This window comes from Paenibacillus sp. Marseille-Q7038 (assembly GCF_965111595.1).
Map to the genome: position 1 here is coordinate 1,926,380 of NZ_CBCOOM010000001.1, position 25,930 is coordinate 1,952,309.

Consider the following 25,930-nt stretch of genomic DNA (forward strand, 5'->3'; position numbering starts at 1 on the left):
TGACTTAAATTTCCGTATTTAAGGATCGATGGACTTTATCTTCAATGGGACTGATGGTTTTTAATTGAACTGCAACGATCGCTGCAATGAGTGCTTTGATACAATCTCCTGGTATGAATGCCAGAGCTCCTATAAGGCCAGCCCAAATTGATGTATTCGTTACGAGCGCCATAACGGGTGCACCAATTAAACTAACAAGCAAGACACCAAAAACAAAATTAATCATAAATAATTTCCATGTTTTTAGCTTGCCCCATACCTTTTCCGTCATAAACCCTATACAGAATGCGGCAATGGGCCAGCTTAGTATGTATCCTGCACCCGGTCCAATTATAGCAGATAGACCTCCGCGGCCGCCGGATAATAATGGTAAACCTAATGAAACTAACACGATAAATAAAATTAAACTAAGTCCAGCCGTTTTCCTTCCTAAAAAACATCCTGCCAGCATGACACCAAGAGTTTGAGCAGTGATTGGAACAGGAATAAATCCTAAAGGAATGGGTGGAATCAAACCTAATACTCCTATGAACGCTGCAAATAATGCGGCAAATACCATTTCTTTTGTCTTCAAGTGAATACCTCCAATAAGTAAAGTAAAACGATGATTCTATTAGCGTCGACATCTAATGATAGAATTATATCCTCAGATTTTATTATTGTAAACTTAAAATTATAATTACAGGTTTACAATAGAAAAAAACCACAATCTTTTGTGGTTTCGATAAAGGTATCTATTTTACTATTTACATTGAAGTTATGCCAGCAGATATTACAAATAACATGAGCAGTAACATGCCTAAGACCATTTGAACGATGGAACAGAGCACAACAATTTTCGAAGACATATTAACACCTGCGATCCCAGACATAATCCCCAATATTCCGGCGCTGCCCCAATATAGATCTGCCCATGGATCTGTCAACTTATATAATTGATCTGTTAAAAAAACAAGTAGAAAACTGATTTGGTAAAGAAATACGATGATCACAAGGATGGAATATATGTACTTTGTTCGTAATGTGAAACCTGCAAATGTAGGAGCTAACTTTTTTCTAACCAATCGTACAAACGGAAATGCAAGAATAAGTACGATGAACATGAATAATATAACCAATGAACTAAACGCCACATCAACACCCCCTCATCATCACTTTAATTTAACTGACAAATACCAGAAAACATACGCTTTGAATCATCACGGTCCTCAGAATTTCATTATACTCCCCTCCCTCTCTTCTCGAGTGAATCTCCATTCCACATGTGATAGCAGCATCATTAATAAATTTCCTCCCCTCGATAACCTTGCGGGTTGTCCTTAGTGACACCAAAATTGTGCCCTAGTATCTCTTGCTAGTGTCTCTTTCATTCATTTCAGTTAATAAACGTTTATATTGTGTTCATAGTTACATAAGTATTTTACTACATATAAAAATAAAAAAGACTGCAGATCAACTAGTTAAGCTAGTTGATCTGCAGTTTGCCTAATCAAATTCGATTAGGCCAGTTGGTAGGCAGCTAACTCACTCTAGTTAGTCTGCCATTTTTACACACCATATTTAGCTGGTGTAGACTTCCTCCAGTTCTTCGCGGGAAGGCGGTTCACCTTTTAATTGTTTAAGTACTTTCTTCAGCATCACAGATGCTTTGACTTTTATATCAAGTGCTGCGGAGATTTCAATCTCATATCTGCGTTCCTTAATTGCTTGCTTCAGTTCTTCCACCGTATGAATGGGTTCATTGAAACGATTCACAACGCTTCCATATTGCAGACACTGATGAGTATCGCTCCCTGCGACAATGGGAAGACCAAGCTCCTCAGCAAACGGTTCTAATTTCTGCCGATTCACTTCTACTCCTTGTTTATATAAATCTTTTGCATTGAGATCCAGTGCATCTAATTGAATGAGCAGTTCTCTATTTAATTGATGCAGCGGAGTTGAATCCCGGAAGGGATGTCCTCCAATTTTTAATAGATGGTACGTATCAGCAAGCTTTAACAGCTGCGCAAATGGAATGAAGTTTTCTTTCGAGGTATAAGGTTCAAGCTCTGCTCGAATGGCCAAGATTTCTTCCTTTTTACCTATCAGCAGAATATGTCCTGTTTCTCTTATATCGACTTCGATTCCTGGGAATACCCGAACCCCATGGGCTTCATAGTAGTGACCATTATAAGGGAAGGCGGAATCAAGTCCTTCATATATCGCTTCATAGTTTTTTGTATTAAAATGTTCGGTTAATGCTACCGCATCTAAACCGTTCAATTTTGCTTCTTGCATCATTTCGTGAAAATAATCTAGTGAGAAATCGGATTGTTTGGATAGTTTTCCGTGGGTGTGTAAATCGATTAACATGTAACTTCATCTCCTCTATGTGTGTTGATATCAATTAATACAAAATGGATGGGAATTTCAGACCGAACCAGAACAACCAGTTGATATAAAGAATAGAAAATGCAATAAAATACAAATCTAGCATGCCAAGTTTAAGGTAGGATAATCTCATCTTTTTCACCTCACGGTTATTAAGCCCATAGGTGAACCCTCGTGTTTCAAGTGCTTCAACCGTGGTTCTGGAACGTTTAGCCGTATTTAACATCAGCGGATAGAAACAAAGCACCGTCAGGCGCAGATAATAAATGATGACCCGAATGTAGAGAAAACCAGGCCGATCAGGAGACCTTCCTCTTAGACGGAAAGACAACAGAATTTGATGAAATTCTTCTAATAGAGTAGGTAGAATGCGGTACCCGTATGACAAACTAAATGAGAATGTATCCGGTACACCGAGAGCGGACAGGCCATCACTTAATTTTTCCGGGTCCATACTTGAAAATACAGCGATACTGGCAAGTGAAATCACCGATAACTTCAGCGTTAACGTAAGAAGAGGTAAGAGAGAAGTTAGATCGCCTCCAAACAGCATCGAGAATAAGAACATCCACCCTACTTGACCGGCCAGTCCTAAACATAATATGAAAATAAGGATGGAACTAACGCGGGATAACACCGTCATACCTACCATAAGTACGAACATGCCGATTAGAATCGTCCGGTTATGAATAAACCAGGGAACGATGGCAAAAAACAAATACCAAGATAAAAGCGTACGCGGATCAAGCCGCCCGATAAATGTGGTGGAATTACCATAAGCCGTACCGAGCAATTCCAGCTTGATTCGTTCTACAGAGATGCGGTCAAGTGTCTTTTTGACGATTTCCACGGGGTATCCTCTCCTTCCGGTTGAGATTGTTCTCTAGGTGTGTAAAACGAAATGAATTCATCCAGCGAGTAACAAATCTTCGGCAATCCGAGACACCGGCTAAGTTCCATGAGCTGCGTAGGAAGCAGACCCGCTCGTTCAAGAAGTCTCTCATCTTCAAAGATCTGTTCCTTCGTACCGTCCGCAATGACAACCCCTTGATTCATCACAATAATCCGGCTTGCCCACTCCGCCACAAGCTGCATATCGTGAGTTGCGATAGCGACCGTCTCCACATGTGATTTCAAAGTAGAGAGTACACTGAGCATCTCTTGCTTTGTTGCAATATCCAAATTTGCTGTTGGTTCATCAAGGAGCATAATGGATGGCTGTATAGCGGCTCCAATCGCTAAGGCTACACGCCGCTGCTGCCCCCCGCTGAGCAGTCTTGCGTCACGGTCCTTAAGTCCAGTAAGGCGGAAGCTTTCGAGTACGCTCTGAATACGTTCTTCCGCATCCGGCAAACGGTGGGCATGAACATAATAACCGACTTCTTTTTCAACAGAGTCCTCAATAAACATCTCTTCCGGGTTCTGATATACATAGGATACATGTCCTGCCATTCGCTCGGGGCTCATCCCTTTTAGCGAAAATCCATTCACATTCAAGTATCCGCCCGTAGGTTTTACGATTCCTGCGATCAGTTTAAGTAAGGATGATTTCCCTGCACCGTTATTGCCGATAATCGCCACGGCTTCACCAGAGTGCAAAGTTACATTCACTCCATCCAGTACAGGGTGCATCTTCTTATGAATGGTTCGATATGATAAACGAACATCTTCTGCCACAACTACTTTTTTTTGAATACTGGGCTCTGTGACCACTGGTGGTTTTTCTATGTTTCCATGAGTCAAGGTTACTTGGCGCGATTGAAACCACTTTTCTCCTTCTGTTATATGAACCGGAAGTAAAGTCCCGCCTTGTGGTAATGATTCGCGATTCTTCAAATCCAGCCATGCTGCTTGGGTCACTTGCGGCGGATAGATCCCAAGCCCAAGTAACGTTTCTACCGAGGATAGAGCTTCCCGAGTTGGACGCTTCCATGCGACCTTTCCTTGATCCATGAGAACAACTTCCTTACAATAGTCAGCGATAAATTCGGCATGATGTTCGATGACAACAATGGTTTTTCCGTAATCTTCGTTTAAGCGTTTTAAAATATCATAGATATGCCTCGCATGCTGCGGATCAAGCTGTGATATCGGCTCATCAATCACTAAAATGTCCGGATCCATAGCAAGCGCTCCCGCAAGTGCGAGCAAATGTTTTTGTCCGCCGCTGAGTGACCAAATGAATTCATCTTTTACATTAGACAGCCCCATCATCATCAGTGCTTTTTGACCACGAGCTTGATAGTCAGCATAACCGTAGTTGAGCGGGGTAAAAACGACATCATCAAGTACGGTCGGACGAACTAGTTGATTCTCGAAATCTTGGTATACATATCCTACCTTTCTCGATAGTTCCGCAACACTGCTGGTCTCAGACGATTGCCCGCATATGACGGACTCTCCTACGTAATCTCCCGTATAATAATGAGGAATCAGACCATTAAATAGTTTACAAAGCGTGGACTTCCCTGAACCGTTACTTCCAATAATCGCTGTGAAATCTCCAGGGTACATTGTTAACGATACATCACTCAATACAGGCAGCTCAGACCCGGGATATGTAAAAGAAACATGTGATAATTCAATTAAAGGCTCACGCATTTTTCGTATCCGTCCTGTTTGCAGATTTTGAAGCCTTACTGCGAAGGATAGAAATCGTGACGATAGCGATGACAGCAGCTGCTGCAATACTAACCCAGATCAGCGTATTTTCCGAAGATTCAGCAAAAGGAAGCTCCCACTCCCCAAAACTCCATTCCGTTTCGGACATAACTTCAGCACCCACGGCAAGGAGCGCAAGTACTACGCCCATAATGATAAATTTAGGAGAAAGCCAATTAGACATCTCATACTTTGTATCTTTGTGGCGCGGTCTCATTCCAAGAAGCGGTTCGATTTTGCCATATAGACGTGGAACTAGATACAGTGTCGGCAGCAGTGCAAACAAAATACCAGAGAATAAAACATCGTTAAGAAATCCAACACCTTCAATGATTACAATACTTTCAGCTAGCCCTTGAACCGCTTCAAGTTCCTCTACCCCAACCCATACTTTAACCACATCGACGATAGAACTCAGCAATTGATGGATAGCGACGCCTGTCATTGCAGCGATCCCAACCTGCCGTTTATTCGTCGGATCAGACACCATTCGGCCAGCTGTATACATCGCAAGGGAGAAGGTAATGAATTTTTCTACTTCGCCAATTCCTCCGAATTGACCCAGCATGAGCTCACCGAAGATGATTTCTCCAACAGACGCACCTACCGCCGCATAAAGAGGATGAAACAGCATACAAAGGGTGAGTGGAATAAATGCAAAATACTCAACAGACAATTCAATCGGTCCCAGCTGGATGCTGGGTATGAGCTCGGTGAACATGTTAGACAAGCCATACAAGGACATCGAAAGTACAAAAATCATCATTTTTTGAGATTGTGTCAGTGTATAGCGTGTAGACAACGTACTCATTAATAAAATCCTCCCTTAACATCTCATAATATAATCTCATTATAGGAAGGAGGCATTAACGCAACTTGGTAGTTTTATCAATGCTGTGTTAACTTTTTTTCATTATTTTTAATGATGTAAAAATATTTACATGACATTTCACCTGTAAGGTAGAGAAATAGAATATTTTGCGGGGTGAAATGAACATGTATGAGAATTGGAATAAGAAAACATTTTCAAGAAATCAAAGATTGCTTGCAGAATTTATTCAGCGTAATGAACAGCGTGTGCTCTATTTGACTGAACAAGAAATAGCAGATGAACTTGGAATAAGTATCGCTTCGGTGTCGCGGTTTTGGAAAGCAGTTGGATTTCTAAATGCCAAACAATTCAAAGCAAGACTTCGATTTCGACTGGAAACATCACCCGCGATGAAACTTCAAGAAACGATGAATCTAGTGAAGGAACTTTCCCTGCCGGAGACGCTGTTAAATAGCAGCTTGCACCATTTAAAAGAGACAAGTAAGAGACTTTCTCCTCAGCTGTTAAAGGACGCATCTGACATGATTCAGCAAGCAAGACAAGTGTATGTATATAGCCCGGGGCCTTGTATTTCGCTGGCACAATTGTTTGCTTTTCGGTTACGTCGTTTTGGAATAGGCATTCAAATAATGGCGCCAAGCGGTCACGAATTGTTAGAGACCCTTATGCATGCAAGTGAGAAGGATGTCATTCTCGTATTTGGATTTGTTCACCTTCTGCCCGAAATTGAAGTCATTATGGATCATGCGCAAGAGGCTCGTTACCGTATCATCCTAATTACAGATCGTTTCATCTATCCTAGGTCAGATCATGCCGATCTTGTCCTTTATGCAGGGCGAGGCGAAGTTTGGGAATTTCATTCGATGATCGCTCCTATGTATGTAATTGAAAATTTGATTTTACATATTGGGATGAGCCTGCCGGAACATCATGTAGATAAACTAACTCATCTTCAGCAAATGAGAGTTACTTATGCTTCTAAACTTCCTCGGCAATAACACACAAAAAAGGACCATTCCGATAAAGGAATCATCCTTTTCATGTGGTCCTTACTCAATTATTCCAGTACGAATTGTATCAATTTGTGCTTTCCCATGAATCTTTGTATTTGGAAAAATATCTTCCCACTGCTCGTCGACAAACTTGCCGTCCTTCGCATGACTTCGGTAAAGCTCACCAAAACCAATAATATCGGAATTTACTTTCCGAATCTTATCGAGAAACGATTGCAGATCTTTAGTTACTTCTATGTCTAATTGTTTCTCCAAAGCAATAATGGCTTTATTCTGTTTAAAATCATACACTTGAGATATTTCCTCAATGTTAATATCCATATCTATAGAGGCCTCAAATGTTCTCGATTCCTCGTCTATTAATTTGACTTTTCCTTTATTTTTAATAATACTAAACACTACTTTTACTTCGTCTGTATTTTCATCATTGAATTCTGTCAGGAAATACTGATCCATTCCGCTTTTTTTCATATCTTTTTTCTTAATGATAGCTTCATAAAGAAAGGGTGTTCTTTTCCCTTTTAGTGCTTTTAGAAAAAAACCTTCTTTTGGGGATGCTTCTCCTACGATGTCCCCGCCATGTAACAAAGAGAGCGAGTTGATTACAATTTCCTCCCCTTCTCTTTTTAATGTTGGGATTGCGAGATCTAATGTATTCGTGTCCCTGAAATATGTGAAATCGTGAAGCGTTAACTCAGGTACCCAGTTAAATTTCGTATTATGATCAAGCAAACTGTTAAGTGACATCCCGACATTCTTATATTTCTCATACGGGTGTGTTAACAAATCTTCTGTAGAACCGTCTACGATCGCAATCTTAATCATATCTCCAAAAAACGGATCCCGACTTAAAACATATACCTCATTCAACATTTTTAGATCAAAGATCGCTTTATTTAATAAAACGACCCTTGTTTGGCCTGTTGCAATTTCATTCGGCAGCTTCTCATTGAGTTTCCTCCGCGCAGATTTACTTGTCTCCGCTTCTACCGTGACTATATGACTGGTATCTTCCGCATGCTCCTCCGACTCTAATAGAGTCGCCGTTACTTGAAAAGAATGATTTTCTTTTGCGTCATAGCCAATAGCAAGGGTAAGGGATTGCTGCTCTAGTATATTTGCTTTAGGACAGCCGCTAAGAAGAAACATAACGAGTAGGAATAACAGGATCCGCAGGTGCTTCATTATGTATGTTCTCCTCCTTTTCGCTGTTTCTTTTTACGCCATGCAAATACAATAAACACGATGCAACAAAGCAATGCTGGGTAAATAAAAGAAAAAAAGATGCTGCTTACTTCAAGTCGAATCATAAAATTTTTCACTTCAAGACGCTTATGGAATACAAACGACATCAATAGAATGATAAAAAACACGGCGATTAAAACGGGTTTTGGGTTTAACTTCCACATTCTCTTACAACCTCTTGTAATCAGCCATGTATTTAACAGGATTCCAGAAAGAATGACTAACATCCATGCGGAGATAACGATAAACTCCAGCCGTTCCAGGTAAGGATACTCGACAATTTTGAGCATATTCAGAGACGGCCAGAGAGATCGTAATAATTGATCTGGAGCAAAGTACCCGATCGATATAACCATAATAAAAAGGTATAGAACGTTACTGAATAAAACTGCGAGTTGTGAATGTAACATAACTCGGTTCTTATTCAGTATAAACGGATAAACCACCGTAATAATCTCAAATCCTGCCAGACTAAATCCCATTCTCACTGCGCCGTTCATTATGTCCCAAGCGCTTGAATCAAACACAGGAAGCAGCTGTGTCCATATTGCATGCTGTATCGAAGAATGAAACAGGATGAGAGTCAGCACCGTAGCTATAAAACTAAACAAACATATGCCAGCAATGACTCTTATTCCTCCCATCGCTGCATAAAATGCTAAACAGCTGATTAAGATGATCAGCACCCAAGTTGGTATATCAGGAAATATCCAAGCCTGAACTACAGAAGCATAGTTTCTCATCACCGCAAAGGTAACGAGAAAGTAGTACACGATATAAACCAAATTAAATACCATACCAATCCATTTGCCATACAGGTCGTAATGAATGCCAAATAGATCAGCCGTTTTATATTTCTGCAAGGTACGGACGATAAGCCACATGATCAAATGGGTAACAACCCCAGCAATAATAACGGAGATCCATGCATCTCGCATGGAAGCTTCATATACTATTCTCTGGAAAGTAAATATCCCTACCCCCACCTGGGTATTGGTTATGATAAAGAAGAGAAGGTATGCATGGAGCATCATATTTTTAGGTGGAAAGACATTAATCTTCATAGCTCTACCTCCCGATCAATCATCATTGTCAGATTTCAACTTCTTCATCCATTTGGATCTCCAAGAAGAATCGTTCCTTTTCGTTAAATCCGTTTGATATGCAAACTGTGTAGAATTTGTAATCAATGTGGCATTAAGCATCCCTTTGGTATCCGGTGGATAGAGAGGATACAGGTATGGTTTACCATAACTTGTCATTTTAAGTAAATGAATCAACAAGAAGATAGCAAAGAAAGCAATGCCTATTAACCCTAAAGCCCCGGCAGCGATCAGCATTGGGAATCGTACAAAACGAATGGTAGAACCCATCATATAGTTTGGTGTCGTAAAAGAACCAAGTGCGGCAAGGGCAACGAGCATGACGAGTGTATTGCTTGTAAATCCTGCTTGTACGGCAGCTTGACCAATAACGATACCACCTACGATACCCATGGTTTGTCCCACTTTTGTCGGCAGACGTGCCCCTGCTTCTCTTAATAATTCAATGGATGTTTCCATGAGCAAGGCTTCTAAGAGCGGCGGAAACGGAACTCTTATTCTTGTACTGATTAGCGGCTCTAACAAGGGTACAGGAATCACTTCATAGTGATATGTTAAGGCAGCTACATACATCGGTGTGAGGAAAATCGAGAAAATAAAAGCAATCGCTCTTAATAAGCGAGTGAATGTTCCGATTCCCCACGTATTGTACCGATCTTCTACCGAGTAGAAGAAATCAAAAAATGTGGTAGGACCAATAATAACTTGAGAGTTGCCTTCCATTAAGACAACAACCTTCCCCTTTAATAAGGCGCGCGAAGTAAGGTCTGGTCGTTCGGTTAATGACATTTCTGGAAAAAGTGAATATTTATTATCCGTTAAAAGCTTCAGTAATAACGGACTTCCAAAAAAACCTTCTACTTTCCGCCTTTCGATCCGCTTTCGGATCGTCTCAATAAACGGAAGGACATCGGGTGATTGGATATAAAGCATCGTTGCTACCGTGTTGGTTTCTGTATTTAACTGAATTTCTTCTTGAATTAACTTCGGACTTGTAATGTAGGAACGAAGTAGTGCAATATTTTTCCCCATGGACTCGGTAAATGCCATCATTGGTCCATAAATGGTGGTTTCATTCTCAGCGTTGGCCGGTGAACGAGCAGGAATATTAGCTACACTCACAAGAATCCCTTCTCTGCTCCCTTCCATGAAAACAAGAGCATAACCGCTTAGCAGATTCTTGATTGCATCTGACATTTGCTCAAACTTTTTACAATCGCCGATGGCAATCTGATCTGAAACAGAATCAATGTCCTCATAATGAGTTTTCTCTATAATTTTTCCAATGACATTCTGATTGATCTGCTCACAGTCCACCATACCAGACATAAAACAAATAGCGATTTTGTCACCGACTGGCTTAGTAATCAGTCCTTCACTTTCGTTTAATAACGTCTTCAGTTGTTTTTCGATCTGTTTGCTATAATCTGACATAATGGCTTTATCCTTTTCCCTCATCGTTTTACACCACAGCTAATATTCTCCACTATGGAGCATACATAATATGTCCGTATCATCTTCGATTCATTCATAAATCATGACATTGCATTGAGATGAGCTCCATGTAAACGCAAAAAAACCGCGGAGTTTTCCGCAGTCTCTTAAAATCCCAATTGATATAACCAAGCTATGATTTGTTCTTCCCGGTTTTTCAAATTACCATTCACTTTATTATATTTCCCCAGGTGCAGCTGTGCAGTTATCTTTCCATCCAGCATATAAAGTATTCGTTCCGCGTTAGCCGCAACTTTTGAATCATGTGTTGCGAGCAGTATAGTCGTTCCTTCGTGATTTATCTCATTCAAAATCTCCATGATTTCGCCCGCAGACTTAGAGTTCAGTGCACCTGTCGGCTCATCACCGATCACCATCAGTGGTTCATTGATAAGTGCGCGGCAAATCGCAGCCCTCTGTAATTGCCCCCCTGATACCTGTGTGATATCACGATCTGCAAGAGATAAGATACCTGTTCTACTCATTAACTTATCAGCTCTTTTATTAATCGTATTACGGCTGAGTTTCTTTGCGCGATATGCAGACAAAATAATATTGTCACGAATATTCAAGTTTTTTAGCAGGTGCATCTGCTGAAAAATAAATCCCATCTTCGTAAGCCTTACTTCTGCCAATTCCTCCTCAGACCGATCAGCAATTTCTTGCCCTTCAAAGATAACACTTCCCGAACTTATTTTATCCATACCGCTGATCGAATAAAGCAAGGTTGATTTACCAGAACCGGAAGGACCCATGATTGCAACAAACTCACCAGACCAAATCTGCAAGTGAATATCTTGTAACACGGATTTCCGAAAACCTTGGCTATTTACATAAGTTTTGTTTAGCTTCTTTGCTTCTAATATAAGCATACCGTCCCCCCTTTTCACTTGGCAATTTGTTCAGCAATACTGTGTTTGTTCTTTGCGCGAGTGTTCAATAAACTTGTCATTGATATCATAGCTAAGAAAAAAAGCGGATAAAGAACATAGGTGAGGAATGGATTAAATTCTAAATTAATTTTTGGAGCCCCCATAAATGAACCTGCTGCATGAACAAGCCCCTGCCCAATAGTAACCGTACCTAATGTTCCAATAATAATCCCCATTCCTCCTAGCAAAAGCATTCTTATTAAAAACTGAATTTGGATATCCCGGATTGTAAAACCGAGACTTCTCAGCATCGCGAGTTGAGGAGCTTCCTTTGCTAACAGCATTTTTAAAAATAAAGACGTAATGAGAACCGTAATAGACAAAGAAATAACAATTGCAAAAATAGTGACAACCTGGAGTTGTCTAATTGTATTGCCTAAGGTTTGTGCGAGGTAGCTTTTTAGGTGAGTTATTTTCGCCGGATAAAAGGCTTCTGTGAATTGGTCTACTTTCTCGTCCACGGAAACATCTGGTTTAACATCTAAGGCGATGACATGCCATATGACGAATCATAAGGTATTTGTGCTTTCGCGGTTCGCCCCCCATTCGTTATATCTTGATAAATTCCACTAACCCTCATTTTCATTTGACCCTCGCCTATTTTTATAACAAGCGTGTCATTCACCTTTTTGTTCAAGTCCTTAGCCAGAAGAGCAGAAAGCACAAGTTCATGAGTCCCTTTTGGAGCTGATCCGCTCATATAAGACAAAGGAAAAATCGTAAAGTCACCTGTTTCCACGTTTACACTCTCCCAAATCCCTTCATCTTTCTGTATCTTATAGCGGGAGGTGATTAGTGGAGAGAATTTTTCTATGTCGGGATCATTATTTAACGCGGTTGTTATCTGTGAAAATGGTTGCAGAGTGTTGGCTGATTGCGGCAAGTCAATACGGATATCACTCTGCCCTACCCCTAAATAAGAAATGAAGCTAGGCATCTGAAGCGTATGCAACAAACCTAGCGGCACCATAATAATAAATACATTCAATGCATAAACGAAAAACAGTAATGTATACTGGGTGATTCGTCTGAAGATATCTTCTATTCCGAGGAAAACGTTTGCTCCTACATATTTATATCTGCTAAGCTGTACTCTTCCGATCGGATTTTTTGACTTCATAGAAATACTTGACCTCAGGGACTCTACTGCTGATATTCGATTTAATTTTTTAAGCATTGCTCTGCAAGAAACGACAACAATACAGAAAGTTAGACCGACAGCCAAAAAAGGAATGACATAAGAAATCAAGCTTCTCGTGACTGCGCCTAAATACAGGCTAATATTAGCGGTGACTAAATTCATGGTTAATAGGGACAGTAAATACCCACATAACGTTGCTAGTGCGGAGATCACAATGTATTTTGAAAGATAGATTCGTTTGATATCGAGGGTAGATAGACCTATAGCTTTCATGACGCCAATCTCTTGATAATCCTCCTCCATCGTTGCGGCAATGGTAAGTCTTAAGCAAAGTAAAGCGATAACCATTAATAGAAAACTTACAATAATAATGACAATAGCTATCATTCCATCGGTAAGTGCGTTTAACAAAGTGATTAATGAATAATCAATGGCAGGACCCTTATTTGGCATATTAGATGAGAAGTAGTTACTACTAAAATCGCTCAGTTTACTAAGATCGGTTAGTCGAAATTCAATGAGGTATTCTATATCTCCCCCATTTTCTTTAAGTTCAGCAAAATCCTCTCTACTTATGACAAAACGCTTTGAACTGACCATAGCGGAGTTCATTTGTGCATCACGAACAAAATCAACAATTGTAAACTCTCGTTTGAAACGCTCTGTTTGAATGAGGACCATATCTCCAAGATTGAGGTTCTTCTGCTGCATGTAATAAATAGGCACTGCAATCTCTCCTGGGGCCACCTGAATAACTTGATTCTCTAAATTCAATAAAAAATCGAAAGAACCGTTTTGCCTTACAAAACCGATATCCATCACACTATTAGCTTCGGGCTGTTCTGAAGATCCTATAAAAACATTTGACCCGTCCATTCTAAGCATCTCTACCGTCTGCTGTTCCTTAACGAGAGGATCGGTCTTCGCGAAATCTTCGATCCCTTTTTCATCGATGGGCCCTGTATGCATTTGTACAAAATGAGGAGCTCTGGATAGCGACAATAAATTGTTTAGCGAACTCGCTAATTCCATAAGTACATGTGAAGCAGTAGCCATGAGCAGGGCCGAGAGCATAATAAAGACAAATAAGATGGTTGTGATGATTTTATTTCTTTGAAAATCTCTCTTGACGATGTGCAGCAGCATAGATCGGTACCTTCCCCCTTCTTCTTAAATCAGCTACGTATTCTCTAGTGCTCGGATCGATTTCATATGTGGAATAATAAGAGAAAGGATCACAATGAGGAACCCGCAGATGATGAACAATAATCCTGTACCTCGTCCCTCCCCGGTCCCAATAATATTACCCAAAGCAGGAACAAGCGGTCCTCCTTCACGTAATAATGGATTAAATACAAAGTCCGCCAGAGTTCCAGCAAGTGCATACGACGCTACATAACCAAGCTGGGAAAGTATTCCGATCATGCCCCATGCTCTTCCCTGTGCTTCACTAGAGATTTTTCTGCGAATCATCACATCGGCACTTGTATTAATAAAAGGAAGCGCAGCAAAAAATATAAATCCGGACACGGATAGAAAGAAAATATTCGTTGATATTCCTAATAGGGAAAAGAAGATGCCAGCAATACCAAGACCTATGGTTAGCACAGTGATGTAGTTTCTTTTTATATTAAATATACCTATAATCAGGCTGCCGATCAGCATACCGGATGCGCTTAGAGACATAATGGTACCAAGGGTTCTGGAATTCATATAAGGCAGGAGCATCGGAGTAAATAATGTCTGGAGAAGGCCCATATAAAAAGTAACAATGGAAAGAATCATCGTAATCTGCAGAACACCTTGCGAAGCTATAAGGATATCCCAGCCATCTTTCAGATCTTTGACAAACGTTACTTTCATTCTCGTTTTTTGTATCACACGCAGATTTCTTTTTACAAAGAACACAGCAAAGAGGGTAATGAAAAAGGTAGCAATGTCGATGACGAGTATTTTGCTAACATCCATAATTGTGAGGAGTATTCCGGCAATAATGGGGGAGAGAAGATATTTAGAGGCGCCGGCGAGTTGTACAAGTCCACTAGCTTTAGCAAACTGTTCTTCCGTTAGTAGGTCCGTTATCGTAGCTTTGTAAGCAGGTTCTAGCAAGGAGACAAACATGGAGCTAAACATCACTCCAATACATATTTGCCACAGCGCCGGTTCACCCAGCAACATCGCGATAAGTATAAATAGTAGGCCAAACGCAGAAAATAAATCGCCAATAATCATCATTAGACGTCGATCAAATCGATCTGCAAATACTCCGCCAACAGGTCCAAGGATAATGATGGGGAGAAAAGCACATAACGTGACCATTGCCACACTACTGGCCGTCCCTGTCATCTGGTATACATATACACCGAGCACAAATGCTGTCATACCGCTGCCAATACTGGATATCCATTCTCCAGCCCACAGTACCATAAAATACCCAAAAGATTTATTGACCTGTGTCTGCGTCTCCAGATAGCTCCCCACCTTTCAGCATTAAAAATCTATTCAAACATTTGGGACACGTAAGAAAAACTTCCTCTCTCTGCCCCTAGTGTCGACTCCATAATATAGATAAAGGCCTGGATCTTCTGTACCATTTCTTCAGGTGTCCATTTGAATATTCCTTCATCAAACAAAAACTGGGATGAACTAAGCAGAAACTCTATTGATTCACGAGGATAAGGGGTGCTAAAGAGTTTTTGCTCGATTCCCTGCTCAATCACTTCGGTCAAAATAGGTGTTAATTGCAATATGGTTTCCGTTAGACTTTTCTGATGGATCTGTGCATTATCAGGTTCATGAAACTCTTCAATCATCTGCCTTTTGCTCGGGGTATTTGGCTTTTGTGCCATAATGATCTGGAGCAATTTTTCGTGGACAGTAAGCTCCTCATTCGTCGCAATTTTCTTGGCAGCTATAACTCCCGTCTCGATAAACCGCATCACAACCGCATCCATCACTTCTTCCTTTGATGTAAAGTAATAATAAAATGTACCTTTGGCGATACCAATAGCCTGCAACATATCATTCACGGTAGTTTTGCTGTATCCTTTGGTGAAAAACAGTTGTTCAGCTGTATCCAAGATTTCATTTCTACGGTCTTCCGGATCCTTTGTGACTCTCATCCATTCTGCCTCCTGTTCAAATAACTGACTGACGGTCGGTCTACTAATGATTATACAAAATAACCATATTATGTCAATGTTTTAATTTCTATATTAACGCAAAAAAACCGCAGAGTTTTCCGCGGTTCCATTTAAATCAATGTTTTTGATTGATTTTACTTTTTCATCATTTTACTAAGATACAAATTCAGGAGATAATTATATTTATCTGCATGTTTTTGTTCGTCCGTGATTATTTCATAAACCATATCTCGATAGTACTGATTAGGCATTCCCGCTCTGATATTCCGATAGCGCTCAACTGCGGAGAGCTCTCCGAACAGCGCTTTTTTTACTCCTTCTATATAAGAATTTGGTTTCTTGAAATCTACATCAGTTGGAGTAGTGATGGTTTGTCCTGTAAGTTCTTGATAGATTCTGCGGAACATTTGATTATGCTTACGCTCGTCATTTCGAATACTCTCAATGATTTCTTTTTCTTCCTGGGAGGGTGCTTCTGAAATTAAGTAATCGTAAAACAGCTCATCTTCACGTTCGCCGCTAACCGCTTTTTTAATTAAAGCCAGCGCTTCTTCCAGTGATTTATAAGTAGTCATTTCCTGACGCATCTGCCCGTACGGATCATAAGAATTTGGAGTAACTGAACAATATCTTACTGGATAATACGTATTGTAATACATGGGTTCCCCTCCGGTATCGTTTGGTTTTCCTCCAATATATTCGGAAGTGGGCGCTTCGGTACCATGTCCTGCGTATATCCAAGTTTAGATTGGATTCTTCAAAAGAATATCCCTGATTTCTTTCGTTTCGAATCCGAAATCACCAAATGAAATTACAACTCCTCCGAGCGTGGCATAGTAAAATACCTCTTCTGTTTCGATGACGGTACTTAAACTTAGAATCATCTCTCTTTTTATTCCGCCTTCATCTACGAAACCTCCACTAATATTGCCCCAGATTAGATGATCGCCTGATTGCAATACTTCTATATCAAGCTCTGAACTTGATACCGTAAAAGGGTATTCCTTACCAAATATCGTTAAAACACCTTCCCCTTTCGCTTTATATAATTCTCCATTTGGCGAGAATGTTGCATCTAGCTTTAATGTATCTTGTTCGCTCATTTTATTGTAAAAATCAGAACTGCCAAACATCTTTTCAGCCATTTCCTCATTCGTTGCTGTCTTGAAATCTTCAGGCACAGCGTCAATATATGTACTTTGATAATGAATGGTAACTTCCCCATCTTCATTAAACTTCTGTTCACTTGGCGTCCCTGTTATGAATATGTACATAGCAAATATAACGGCAACAAATAATAGTAGTCCGCTAATCGTACCTATCATTTTCTTTTTCTTCTTCATGCTGTTCCCCCTGTTGTTGTCTGAAAAAGTTGACCTTATATCATTTCTTAATTATATAAATCTCTTTTCTCATTTTCGCTATCATACTACCATAGAACATAGAAGATAACAAAATGAAGTATATCCCCATTAATTAATGAAAAACACCTCTCCAATGAACAAAGAGGTGTAGTAAATTTACCCGTTAATATGCCTATTTAAACTCTGGCTGGCACCTGTTCTCCCTGCCATAATAGCTGCATTTCTTCATTTTCTTCAAGCAGCTTATTTAGACTGCCTTCTGCTTCAATTCGCCCATCCTTCATTACAATAATATGGTCCGCTTTAGTAAGTGCTGCTTTACGGTGAGATACGGCAATGCAGGTTACATTCTTCTCTTTAAATAATCCATCCCATACTAGCTGCTCTGTCTCTACATCCAGTGCGCTCGATAGATCATCAAATATGAACAAATCCGCTCCCGTCATGATCATGCGTGCCGTTGCTGCTCGCTGAATTTGCCCGCCAGATAACATGACCCCTCGCGGTCCCACAAAAGTCTCGAGCCCTTGATCTAAATGGGTAATATCTTTTTCCATAACAGCAAGACGAATGGCTTTATTTAAAGACTCATCTACATTCGATCTCTTTCCTTGGACAATATTCTCTTTTAGAGTATCACTGAATAGGCGAGGAACCTGCGGTGTATATGCGGCTCGTGGAGGCATTAAGAAAGTGGCAGGATCGACTTCCTCACCATTCCAGCGGACCGTGCCCCCTTGCTTCGGAAGAAGTCCAAGCAGCGTGCGAACAAGCGTAGATTTACCAGCACCAATTCGGCCTGTGATGACAATAAACTTCCCTCGTTCAAGACGAAAATTAATATCTGAAATTCCTTTATCTGAATTCGGATAATGGTAGGTTAAACGGTTTACCTCGAGGACTCTCAGCTGTTCATTCGGCTCTCTATGAATGATAGGTAGCTCAGGAGGTTCCTCATTCAAATAGATTTTTCGTGATTCAATAATTCGATCTTCTTCACCAGGACGAAACAAAGTACGCATTCGGTCAAACGATATTTTAAGGCGCTTATGTTGAAAAACCATGTACCCGAATAGCGAAATACTGTACCCGATATTAGCCAGATATGTGGTGAATAAAGCAAAATCTCCAACCGTAAATCGGCCTGCCTGCATTTCAGAAGCGCACATAAGAAGAATGAGACCCGTACATATGCTGATTACATGTTGATTGAGTGATTTCATCCACTGCTTAAACAGATTATCTTTCAGCGCCGCCTGACGGCGATCTTCATTCAATTTGGTAAAGCGATCATGAACATGATCTTCGGCCTGACCTAACTTCAGTGCTTGCACAGCACCAAAGGATTCTGCAATAAAACTGGTAATGCGCCCAGTTGCCTCTTTGTTTTTCTGTCCATATCTGCGGGCTCGATTCCCTGACAAATTATTAAGGAAAGTAACGAGTACAAGAGGTAAGACTGCCACCAGCATGATCTTCCAGTTGATACTCGCCATAATGCTGATCGATACGACCGAAAAAACAAGTTTCCCCCAAAAATCTACCCATGACTCTACATACTCTACAGCCTCATCCACATCATCTCGAAAACGACTCATCGCTTCGCCTGGTGAAGCGGGTAAATTTCGACCAGGCCAGCGCATTATGCCTGAGAGCATATTTGTACGAAGTATCGCTTGAATATGAAAGATATAGGTGATCCATTGATAGAATGCGGTAAAGAAAGTACCTACTCTGATGAACCTTACTACCGCAATAAAGATCAGCGGAACCGCAAGCCACATATAGTCATTTGAACTTGCAGCGGTTGCCCGATCAAAGAACCACTGCATGCCAATTCCGATAGCGAGGGGTAAAGAGTGAAATACACACCATAACACTCCATTAATTAAAAATAAAAAGGGATTATACCGAAATAATCTTCCTATAAATCCAGCTACCGTCATGCTAGTTCCTCCTCAGTGCCTGTCGCCAGCAGTCTTGCATAATGCGAATTCGGACGCAGTGCAAGTTCTTCCCGTACTCCAAACTCTAAAATTTCGCCATCGCTTAGCACTAGAATTTTATCTGCCTTCTCTAATGTAGCTAGTCTGTGCGCAATAATAATGCCGGTGCACTCTTCCATTAATTGATCTACTGCGATTTGAAGCATTGTTTCTGTGGCTGCATCCAGCCGAGATGAAGGCTCATCGAGAATGACTAGACTCGGTTTCGTTAAAAAGACACGCGTTAAAGCAAACAGTTGCGCCTCACCTGCGGATAGGGAGGATCCTCCCGCCGTCAAATGTGTATCCAGCCCACTTGGCTGTGCATCAATCCATTTGCGAAGACCAAGCTGCTCGGTCGTTTTTAGTATAGAATCATCAGACACACTCGCATCAAATAAAGTTAGATTGTCACGTAGCGAGCCATCGAACAGCTGGACATCTTGTGTAACCATGCCAACTCTGCGATAGAGTGCCGGAAGCTTCAGTGAAGTAATATCTATCCCACCTACACGAATCACTCCGCTGTCTATATTGTATAAACGAAGTAAAATACGGCTGAGACTAGATTTTCCGCTGCCTGTTCGCCCGATGATGCCAAGCCTTTCTCCCGGTTTAACAGTAAAGTCAATGTTTCTGAGCACAGGTTTATCTTGGTTATAACTAAAGCTCACCTTATCAAACTCTAGACCAAGAGCTCCTTTTGGAAGCTGCTCCTGCTCCCCGTCCAAAATGCTACTTTGATGAGAGAGTAATTCTCTTGAACGAAGCATGCCAGACTTTGCTTTTTGGAATTCTTGGACCTGATCACCCAGCATCTCAATCGGGTCATTTAACATTTGAGTATATTGGTAGATTAGAAAGAGCGTACCCAGACTTATTTGACCTATTAAATAGTAATGTACGCCAAGTAGCAACACAGCGGTAACCGCTAAGGCAAACAAGATCACCGTCGTATTCCATGGGATGACTCGAATCATCCAGGCTTTTCTCCCTTTCAGGAATACGGCCCGCATTAATTGATGAAATCGGTTCATCACATAAGGCACGTTGCCGTTCGCTTGCACATCTTCAATACCGGCAATCCGTTCTTCAATGAGTCCGAATAAGGAAGCACTTGCTTCACGCTCATCCTTGGACGGAGCAACACCTAAATCACGAATGAATACCATAAACAAGATCGAAACGAGGGTAAATACCGTCATAACGATAGCAATAGGTAAATTCACGGTAAACATAAACCCAAGTATTCCGGCAAGCAGAACAAAGCTCCCAATGACCTGAACGATAAACATGGAGAAAAAGTTCGAAATACTCGTCACATCTCCATCCACACGTTCGATCATCTCACCAGGTGTTTTCATGTTGTGAAACCGCATATCAAGCCTTAAACAGTGCTTTAGTAAGTCACCCCGAAGTCGGTTGGTCGCACGCCAAGAGACATCGTTACCTAGGTAACTTACTGCTACGGTTATGACCTGATTTAGAACAGCCACGATCAGAAATAGACCTGCCAGCTGTATAAGTGTAGTCAGTACACCTCCAGCTGCTGCCGTATCAATAAATCGTTTAATGATTTGTGGACTAATCAGTTGCAATGCCGTTGAAACTAACAACATGATCAGCAGGATAGCTAATCGACCTTTTACTGGCCTTAAATACTGAAACAACCATGTCATTGATAATTTCTTTTCTTTGGTCTTTTCTTTGGGCATATTGCCCACCCCCATATGTATGTAAATGTATATAAAACCATTTGAAATGAAAACGGCCGAAAGTAAATCTTTACCATTTTATCGTATGTTTTCTTTTTTTCCTAGGTAAAAAATAATTATAAATCCACCTTGATCTAGCAGCGGAGCTAAAAAAGCACCCATTAATAGGCCAAAGCCTAACAAAGGATGCTTTCTAATGAAATGAATTACTCGGACTCAGAATACCTATGATACAGAGATGCTACTCCAATCAGAGCTGCTTTATTTCCTAATTCGGCAGGGAGAATCAGTGTATGTTTAAAACTATCTATAAGTAATACGAACTGTGAAGCGGTTCCTCTGGAAGCGCTTGGCATGACACAATTTACTTCCCTTTTACGTTTTGGAGTACATTACTATTAATGGACATATTTGCTATCCTCCGTGATGACGTTTTAGCTGATACGCTCTGAAGTGAACCGGCTTTCTGTTTGTTGTAGGAGTAGGATGATCTCATCAATTCTAGCAGTATCCTGTTCCGTGATTCCTGCTAGTGGAAGTCTGACGCCTCCGATGTTAACTCCCTTTCTTCGAAGCACTTCTTTAATACCCGCATACATTGAACCATCCAAGGAACAAAGGGCTATAATGATCTCATTAATGTCGCTCTGAATTTGCCTTGCCTCTATGAATTGTCCTTGCTCTATATACTGATCAGCGATGATGAAAAGCTCCGGCATTACTCCGTATGTCCCTCCGATTCCTCCATCTGCTCCCATGATTCTACCTGCTACAAACTGTTCGTCAGGACCATTAAAAACGATAGAATCTTGACCTCCGGTTCTTTTAAATCGTTCAATATCGAAAGTAGGCATTGATGAATTTTTTACACCGATTACTTTTTCATTCTTCAGAAGCTCTTTATAGAAGGGAGTTCGCAAGGTATAACCTGTCGTCTGAGGGATGTTATAGATTAGAAAAGGAAGTGATGTCGCATCAATAATATCGTTCCAATATTGGGAAACGGCATGATCTGGAAGAGTGAAATAGATAGGCGGAATCGCTGATAAAGCATCATAACCAAGAGAAGCGGCGTGCTCAGCAAGTAGAATACTATCTCTTGTAGAAGGCGCGCCTACATGGGCAATTAATGTCATTTTCCCCTTCAAACGGTCGGCAACAAATGTGAGTACAGCCTTACGCTCCTCTACATTATGATAAATGCATTCTCCTGAGCTGCCGCCAACATATACACCCTGCACTTGTTTCTGAAGATAATAGTCACATAATGTGTAAGTACGCTCCTGCGATATTTCACCATCTTCATCGTAACAAGCATAGAAAGCAGGAATAATACCTTTGAATTTTGACAAATCAAATGAAGTAGTCATAATAACTTCCCCTCTTTTCTTAAGAAAATAAAGCACGGTAGTTCCCTTTTAACCCGCCTCAAATCTAATCCCTTTTGTAAAGCAGCTATCCTTTTACTGCTCCCATCGTGATGCCTTGTGTAAAGGCTTTTTGAAATAAGAGAAAGATTGTAATCATAGGAAGGGAAGCAAGAGCAGCACCTGCCATCAGTACTCCATAAGGAGTTGTGTATTCACCTTGAAGTGTCGCGAGTCCTAAAGGAAGTGTCATCATCGGTGTAGACCTCGTGATAATGAGCTGACTGAAATAATCATTCCACGCATTAATAAATGTGAAGATCGCCAGTGCCCCAAGTGCTGGTTTGAGGAGAGGCAGAATAATCGTTGCAAACAATCGAACTTCGGAGCATCCATCGATTTTGGCTGCCTCCACTAATTCAGATGGAATCGTCTGCGAAAATTGTTTCATTAGGAATACACCAAACGGCCAGCCAATGGCAGGTAGAATAAGACCCTTGTACGTATCAATCCAGTTCAGATCAGCTAACATGGTAAACAGCGGTACAAGAATTACCTGCTTTGGAAGTGCCATCGCAGATACAAACAGAATAAAAATAATTTTGCGTCCAGGAAACATCTTCTTTGCCAGCACATATCCGGCCATGGATGCGGTTAAGCACACCCCAATCATCTCGGAAGAGGCTACAAAAAAACTATTGAATCCCCAGCGCCATATCGGATTCTTAAAGAGTGCTCTAAAATTATCTAGCGTAGGATTTTCCGGAAACCACTGAGGTGGTATTGCTACCGCTACATTTTGTACCTTAAATGCACCTGTGACAATCCAGTAGAATGGAAATAGAAACAGTAGTGCCAGCAGAACAAGCGGTACATTGGCGAGAATAGAAGGGATACTGAGGGTCTTTTTCCTCAGATTCGTTCCGCTGGAAAGAGATTCGGGACGGGATCCTGTGATTTTTGAGAAAAACGTCATCCTTATGCCTCCTAGTACTCAACATCACTGCCGAGATATTTAAACTGAATAAACGAAATGGCACCGATAACGATAGCAAGAATAACGCCCATTGCGGCTGCAATCCCAAAATTCCCTAGTTTGAAAGCTTGTTCATATACTCCGTACATCACTGTAGATGTCGCGTACATTGGACCACCAGAGGTGAGCAATTGAATGATCGCAAATACCTGGAACGTATTGATCGTGGTGATGACGATAATGTACAAGTTGGTTGGCATGAGCATGGGCCATAGTATGTTTTTGAAAATTTGCCAACGGTTAGCCCGGTCCATTTGTGCAGCTTCAATATAAGATTTCGGAATATTACCAAGTGATGCGACATAAAGGATAATCGGTTGTCCAACCGACGTTGTTATCAGAACTAGTATGATCCCAAGAAGCGCTGTTCGTGTATCCCCAAGCCAATTTACCTGCTCTATTCCAAATAGGCTTGTAATGTAGTTCAGTATTCCGTAATTCGTATGATAGATCGAAGCCCAGACGACCGTAATACTAACAACAGAGGATACAGCGGGAAGATAAAATATTCCTCTAAATAGAGATCGCACGCCTTCCGATTTTTGATATATCATCATCGAAACATAGAGTGAAAATATAACGACAACAGGGACTGCGATGAAGACGATAAGCATTGTATTCCACATCGATTTACCGAATGTTTCGTCCTGAAAGAGGTACTGGTAATTATCTAATCCTATAAAATCAAAATCTCGAAGCGTATAAGAGAAAAAACTGATGTAAATCCCCTTCAGCATAGGGTAGGCAACGAATATACTAAAAAATGCTAGTGCCGGGAGTAAGAACAGATAACTTGCTATCCAGTCACGCCATATGTATTGCTTATTTCGAAAGAATGTAAAATTCATGATTTCCCTTCTTTCCTCACTTCTGTACTAAAAGAGAAGCGTGTCTTAGAGCACGCTGTCTCTTTTTTGTACATAGATCTTATTTTGCTGTATTCGCTGCTTTGGCTTTCGTAATCGCATCATTAGCTTTGGTCGCAAATGTGTTTAGTGCTTCCTCACCGGTAGCGGCCCCTAATAAAGCGCGTTGTAATTCAGGGAACCAGAACGTACGAACTTCAGCATAACCATCTGCAATCGTCGGTGGATCGGTGACGAATTTCCGTGCAAGTTCTGAGTATTCATATTCAGAGTCGTCATATAATCCAGTGATGGAATTTCGTACTGACAAACCGCCCGTTTGAATCAAGCTTTTCTTGCCCCATTCCGGATCATTAGCGACGAAATCGATGAACGTTTTGGAAGCGGCGATTTTAGCCTCATCGTCATTATTAAAGATCGCCATTCCCCCAAGATAAGGTTCGAGCTTTGGTTCGCTTCCGTCCAGTGTTGGATAAGGAAGAAGTACATCCTCAAACTCTGCTTGTTTTAACGGGGCATTCTGTGCTCTAAGTACAGCGGAGTAGTTAATACTGAAAGCAAGTTTTCCTTGCAAGAACAAATCATTGACATCAGCAGCAGCAAGGGATGCTGAGCCTGATACAACTAATTCATCTTTCTGAGCTTGAACAAGCCAGTCCAGCGCAGCTCCTGCCTCTTTCGTATTAATCGCAACCGCACTTCCCTCTTCATTCAGAAATCTGGAAATCCCGAGATTCGCTAGGTAACCGCGCGTTCCTTGATCCCCTGCTTGACTTTTTGCATAGAACCCGGAAGGAATGACATCCGGTGCTTTTTCTTTTACTGCCTCTAGTGCTTTCTTATATTCTTCTAATGTCCAGGTGCGATCTGGTTTGTCTAAAGGAAGAAGATCAAGTGCTCCGATCTTTTCAAAGACGGTCTTGTTGACAGCCATCATAAAGGGAGCCGTATTAATGGGATACATATAAATGGATTCATTCACTACCGACTGCTTCCAAAATGCCGGAGCAATGTCATTTTTAATTTCATCTGTAACCATGTCATCTAATGGAGTAAGTAAATCTTTCTTCGCCCAGTCAATAATCCGGCCCGGGGCATCATAGATAACATCCGGCGCTGAGTTCGTGGCGATCGCTACATTCAGTTTCTCTGGTCCTCCATCATAAGTTATCATCTCTAGATTCACTTTGATTTCAGGATGTTTTTGATTAAAGGCTTCAATTAATTGTTTCTCGTACTTCCCTACTTCTCCGTCAAGGGCTTGATACGTGGGGAAATTCCACCATGTAATCTCAACCGGTTTATTTGTGTCTGTCGGTTTCTCTTCTGTGTTCCCCTTCTCTCCACTGTTTGTGGTGGATGTTCCACCTTCTTGATTCGGACTACAAGCAGCTATCATAGTAACCATGAGAAGTACGGAAATAAAACCAGTAATCCGTTTCCTTACAGCGATCATTGCCATTCCCCCTTGTTAGTCGATACCCGAAAAATATTCTTTTCGTGATCTATCTCAAGAATAATGTAAAATTTACGGATCGAGAATCCCTATAACTTGATATTAGGGACACCTTTTTTACTTATTTATAGGGAACTACCTTTACATATCCCTACATTTTGTATAATGATGGTTAAAAACCTCACCAGTTACTGTCTTAGTAAT

General features: G+C 40.9%; 23 protein-coding genes. 1 reads left to right on the forward strand and 22 read right to left on the reverse strand.

What is annotated here, in order from left to right:
• Window positions 1–4: 4 nt before the first annotated feature.
• The 6 genes from ACWPWY_RS09165 to ACWPWY_RS09190 all read right to left on the reverse strand — a co-directional run bounded on the left by ACWPWY_RS09165 (window position 5) and on the right by ACWPWY_RS09190 (window position 5,845).
• Window positions 5–574: a biotin transporter BioY gene (locus tag ACWPWY_RS09165; protein ID WP_191799728.1), complete on the reverse strand. Its 570-nt coding sequence runs from the start codon at window positions 572–574 to the stop codon at window positions 5–7.
• Between the two features lie 172 nt (window positions 575–746).
• Entirely contained in the window at window positions 747–1,133 is a 387-nt protein-coding gene (locus tag ACWPWY_RS09170) for a hypothetical protein (protein ID WP_454191408.1), read from the reverse strand.
• 427 nt (window positions 1,134–1,560) lie between these two features.
• The gene (locus ACWPWY_RS09175) at window positions 1,561–2,355 is read right to left on the reverse strand and encodes a PHP-associated domain-containing protein (protein WP_454191409.1); all 795 of its coding nucleotides are present in this window, start codon (window positions 2,353–2,355) and stop codon (window positions 1,561–1,563) included.
• 34 nt (window positions 2,356–2,389) lie between these two features.
• Complete coding sequence (locus ACWPWY_RS09180; protein ID WP_454191410.1) at window positions 2,390–3,223, reverse strand: energy-coupling factor transporter transmembrane component T family protein; 834 nt, start codon at window positions 3,221–3,223, stop codon at window positions 2,390–2,392.
• On the reverse strand, window positions 3,184–4,974 hold the full coding sequence (locus tag ACWPWY_RS09185) for an ABC transporter ATP-binding protein (RefSeq protein ID WP_454191411.1): 1,791 nt from the start codon (window positions 4,972–4,974) through the stop codon (window positions 3,184–3,186). Before ACWPWY_RS09185 ends, ACWPWY_RS09180 begins: the two co-directional genes overlap by 40 nt.
• Window positions 4,967–5,845, reverse strand: coding sequence for a cell division protein FtsQ (locus ACWPWY_RS09190; protein WP_454191412.1), 879 nt, complete (start codon window positions 5,843–5,845; stop codon window positions 4,967–4,969). Before ACWPWY_RS09190 ends, ACWPWY_RS09185 begins: the two co-directional genes overlap by 8 nt.
• 185 nt (window positions 5,846–6,030) lie before the next feature.
• Here ACWPWY_RS09190 and ACWPWY_RS09195 point away from each other — a divergent pair, with 185 nt between their 5' ends.
• The gene (locus ACWPWY_RS09195; protein WP_454191413.1) at window positions 6,031–6,864 is read left to right on the forward strand and encodes a MurR/RpiR family transcriptional regulator; all 834 of its coding nucleotides are present in this window, start codon (window positions 6,031–6,033) and stop codon (window positions 6,862–6,864) included.
• 51 nt (window positions 6,865–6,915) lie between these two features.
• On the opposite strand, the gene ACWPWY_RS09200 is transcribed toward ACWPWY_RS09195, so the two are convergent.
• From ACWPWY_RS09200 to ACWPWY_RS09275, 16 genes are all read right to left on the reverse strand, one after another.
• Complete coding sequence (locus ACWPWY_RS09200) at window positions 6,916–8,064, reverse strand: Ger(x)C family spore germination protein (protein WP_213531623.1); 1,149 nt, start codon at window positions 8,062–8,064, stop codon at window positions 6,916–6,918.
• Window positions 8,064–9,188, reverse strand: a complete 1,125-nt coding sequence (locus tag ACWPWY_RS09205; RefSeq protein ID WP_454191414.1) for a GerAB/ArcD/ProY family transporter — start codon at window positions 9,186–9,188, stop codon at window positions 8,064–8,066. Before ACWPWY_RS09205 ends, ACWPWY_RS09200 begins: the two co-directional genes overlap by 1 nt.
• Before the next feature lie 15 nt (window positions 9,189–9,203).
• Window positions 9,204–10,661: a spore germination protein gene (locus ACWPWY_RS09210; protein WP_454191415.1), complete on the reverse strand. Its 1,458-nt coding sequence runs from the start codon at window positions 10,659–10,661 to the stop codon at window positions 9,204–9,206.
• A gap of 167 nt (window positions 10,662–10,828) precedes the next feature.
• Window positions 10,829–11,593, reverse strand: coding sequence for an ABC transporter ATP-binding protein (locus ACWPWY_RS09215; protein WP_454191416.1), 765 nt, complete (start codon window positions 11,591–11,593; stop codon window positions 10,829–10,831).
• Window positions 11,594–11,607: 14 nt separating this feature from the next.
• The gene (locus ACWPWY_RS09220; RefSeq protein WP_454191417.1) at window positions 11,608–12,114 is read right to left on the reverse strand and encodes an FtsX-like permease family protein; all 507 of its coding nucleotides are present in this window, start codon (window positions 12,112–12,114) and stop codon (window positions 11,608–11,610) included.
• A gap of 20 nt (window positions 12,115–12,134) precedes the next feature.
• On the reverse strand, window positions 12,135–13,940 hold the full coding sequence (locus ACWPWY_RS09225; protein ID WP_454191418.1) for an ABC transporter permease: 1,806 nt from the start codon (window positions 13,938–13,940) through the stop codon (window positions 12,135–12,137).
• Window positions 13,941–13,973: 33 nt separating this feature from the next.
• Window positions 13,974–15,275, reverse strand: coding sequence for an MFS transporter (locus ACWPWY_RS09230; RefSeq protein WP_454191419.1), 1,302 nt, complete (start codon window positions 15,273–15,275; stop codon window positions 13,974–13,976).
• A gap of 17 nt (window positions 15,276–15,292) precedes the next feature.
• Window positions 15,293–15,916, reverse strand: coding sequence for a TetR/AcrR family transcriptional regulator (locus ACWPWY_RS09235; protein WP_285742027.1), 624 nt, complete (start codon window positions 15,914–15,916; stop codon window positions 15,293–15,295).
• A gap of 155 nt (window positions 15,917–16,071) precedes the next feature.
• The gene (locus tag ACWPWY_RS09240; protein ID WP_454191420.1) at window positions 16,072–16,596 is read right to left on the reverse strand and encodes a ferritin-like domain-containing protein; all 525 of its coding nucleotides are present in this window, start codon (window positions 16,594–16,596) and stop codon (window positions 16,072–16,074) included.
• Window positions 16,597–16,680: 84 nt separating this feature from the next.
• Window positions 16,681–17,280, reverse strand: coding sequence for a hypothetical protein (locus tag ACWPWY_RS09245; RefSeq protein ID WP_454191421.1), 600 nt, complete (start codon window positions 17,278–17,280; stop codon window positions 16,681–16,683).
• Between the two features lie 197 nt (window positions 17,281–17,477).
• Window positions 17,478–19,247 carry an ABC transporter ATP-binding protein gene (locus tag ACWPWY_RS09250; RefSeq protein WP_454191422.1) on the reverse strand — a complete coding sequence of 590 codons (1,770 nt, stop codon included), beginning with the start codon at window positions 19,245–19,247 and terminating at the stop codon, window positions 17,478–17,480.
• The gene (locus ACWPWY_RS09255) at window positions 19,244–21,001 is read right to left on the reverse strand and encodes an ABC transporter ATP-binding protein (RefSeq protein ID WP_454191423.1); all 1,758 of its coding nucleotides are present in this window, start codon (window positions 20,999–21,001) and stop codon (window positions 19,244–19,246) included. Before ACWPWY_RS09255 ends, ACWPWY_RS09250 begins: the two co-directional genes overlap by 4 nt.
• Window positions 21,002–21,435: 434 nt before the next feature.
• Window positions 21,436–22,371, reverse strand: coding sequence for a dihydrodipicolinate synthase family protein (locus tag ACWPWY_RS09260; protein WP_454191424.1), 936 nt, complete (start codon window positions 22,369–22,371; stop codon window positions 21,436–21,438).
• Window positions 22,372–22,456: 85 nt separating this feature from the next.
• Complete coding sequence (locus ACWPWY_RS09265; RefSeq protein WP_454191425.1) at window positions 22,457–23,344, reverse strand: carbohydrate ABC transporter permease; 888 nt, start codon at window positions 23,342–23,344, stop codon at window positions 22,457–22,459.
• 11 nt (window positions 23,345–23,355) lie between these two features.
• On the reverse strand, window positions 23,356–24,252 hold the full coding sequence (locus tag ACWPWY_RS09270; RefSeq protein ID WP_454191426.1) for a carbohydrate ABC transporter permease: 897 nt from the start codon (window positions 24,250–24,252) through the stop codon (window positions 23,356–23,358).
• A 79-nt stretch (window positions 24,253–24,331) separates the two neighbouring features.
• Complete coding sequence (locus tag ACWPWY_RS09275) at window positions 24,332–25,726, reverse strand: extracellular solute-binding protein (protein WP_454191427.1); 1,395 nt, start codon at window positions 25,724–25,726, stop codon at window positions 24,332–24,334.
• Between the last annotated feature and the right edge of the window lie 204 nt (window positions 25,727–25,930).

Bases quoted from the DNA above. Each gene is read 5' to 3' on its own strand.
- ACWPWY_RS09175 (WP_454191409.1), bottom strand. From the start codon at position 2,355: ATGTTAATCGATTTACACACCCACGGAAAACTATCCAAACAATCCGAT.
- ACWPWY_RS09185 (WP_454191411.1), bottom strand. From the start codon at position 4,974: ATGCGTGAGCCTTTAATTGAATTATCACATGTTTCTTTTACATATCCC.
- ACWPWY_RS09190 (WP_454191412.1), bottom strand. From the start codon at position 5,845: ATGAGTACGTTGTCTACACGCTATACACTGACACAATCTCAAAAAATG.
- ACWPWY_RS09195 (WP_454191413.1), top strand. From the start codon at position 6,031: ATGTATGAGAATTGGAATAAGAAAACATTTTCAAGAAATCAAAGATTG.
- ACWPWY_RS09200 (WP_213531623.1), bottom strand. From the start codon at position 8,064: ATGAAGCACCTGCGGATCCTGTTATTCCTACTCGTTATGTTTCTTCTT.
- ACWPWY_RS09205 (WP_454191414.1), bottom strand. From the start codon at position 9,188: ATGAAGATTAATGTCTTTCCACCTAAAAATATGATGCTCCATGCATAC.
- ACWPWY_RS09210 (WP_454191415.1), bottom strand. From the start codon at position 10,661: ATGTCAGATTATAGCAAACAGATCGAAAAACAACTGAAGACGTTATTA.
- ACWPWY_RS09215 (WP_454191416.1), bottom strand. From the start codon at position 11,593: ATGCTTATATTAGAAGCAAAGAAGCTAAACAAAACTTATGTAAATAGC.
- ACWPWY_RS09225 (WP_454191418.1), bottom strand. From the start codon at position 13,940: ATGCTGCTGCACATCGTCAAGAGAGATTTTCAAAGAAATAAAATCATC.
- ACWPWY_RS09235 (WP_285742027.1), bottom strand. From the start codon at position 15,916: ATGAGAGTCACAAAGGATCCGGAAGACCGTAGAAATGAAATCTTGGAT.
- ACWPWY_RS09240 (WP_454191420.1), bottom strand. From the start codon at position 16,596: ATGTATTACAATACGTATTATCCAGTAAGATATTGTTCAGTTACTCCA.
- ACWPWY_RS09245 (WP_454191421.1), bottom strand. From the start codon at position 17,280: ATGAAGAAGAAAAAGAAAATGATAGGTACGATTAGCGGACTACTATTA.
- ACWPWY_RS09250 (WP_454191422.1), bottom strand. From the start codon at position 19,247: ATGACGGTAGCTGGATTTATAGGAAGATTATTTCGGTATAATCCCTTT.
- ACWPWY_RS09255 (WP_454191423.1), bottom strand. From the start codon at position 21,001: ATGCCCAAAGAAAAGACCAAAGAAAAGAAATTATCAATGACATGGTTG.
- ACWPWY_RS09260 (WP_454191424.1), bottom strand. From the start codon at position 22,371: ATGACTACTTCATTTGATTTGTCAAAATTCAAAGGTATTATTCCTGCT.
- ACWPWY_RS09265 (WP_454191425.1), bottom strand. From the start codon at position 23,344: ATGACGTTTTTCTCAAAAATCACAGGATCCCGTCCCGAATCTCTTTCC.
- ACWPWY_RS09270 (WP_454191426.1), bottom strand. From the start codon at position 24,252: ATGAATTTTACATTCTTTCGAAATAAGCAATACATATGGCGTGACTGG.
- ACWPWY_RS09275 (WP_454191427.1), bottom strand. From the start codon at position 25,726: ATGATCGCTGTAAGGAAACGGATTACTGGTTTTATTTCCGTACTTCTC.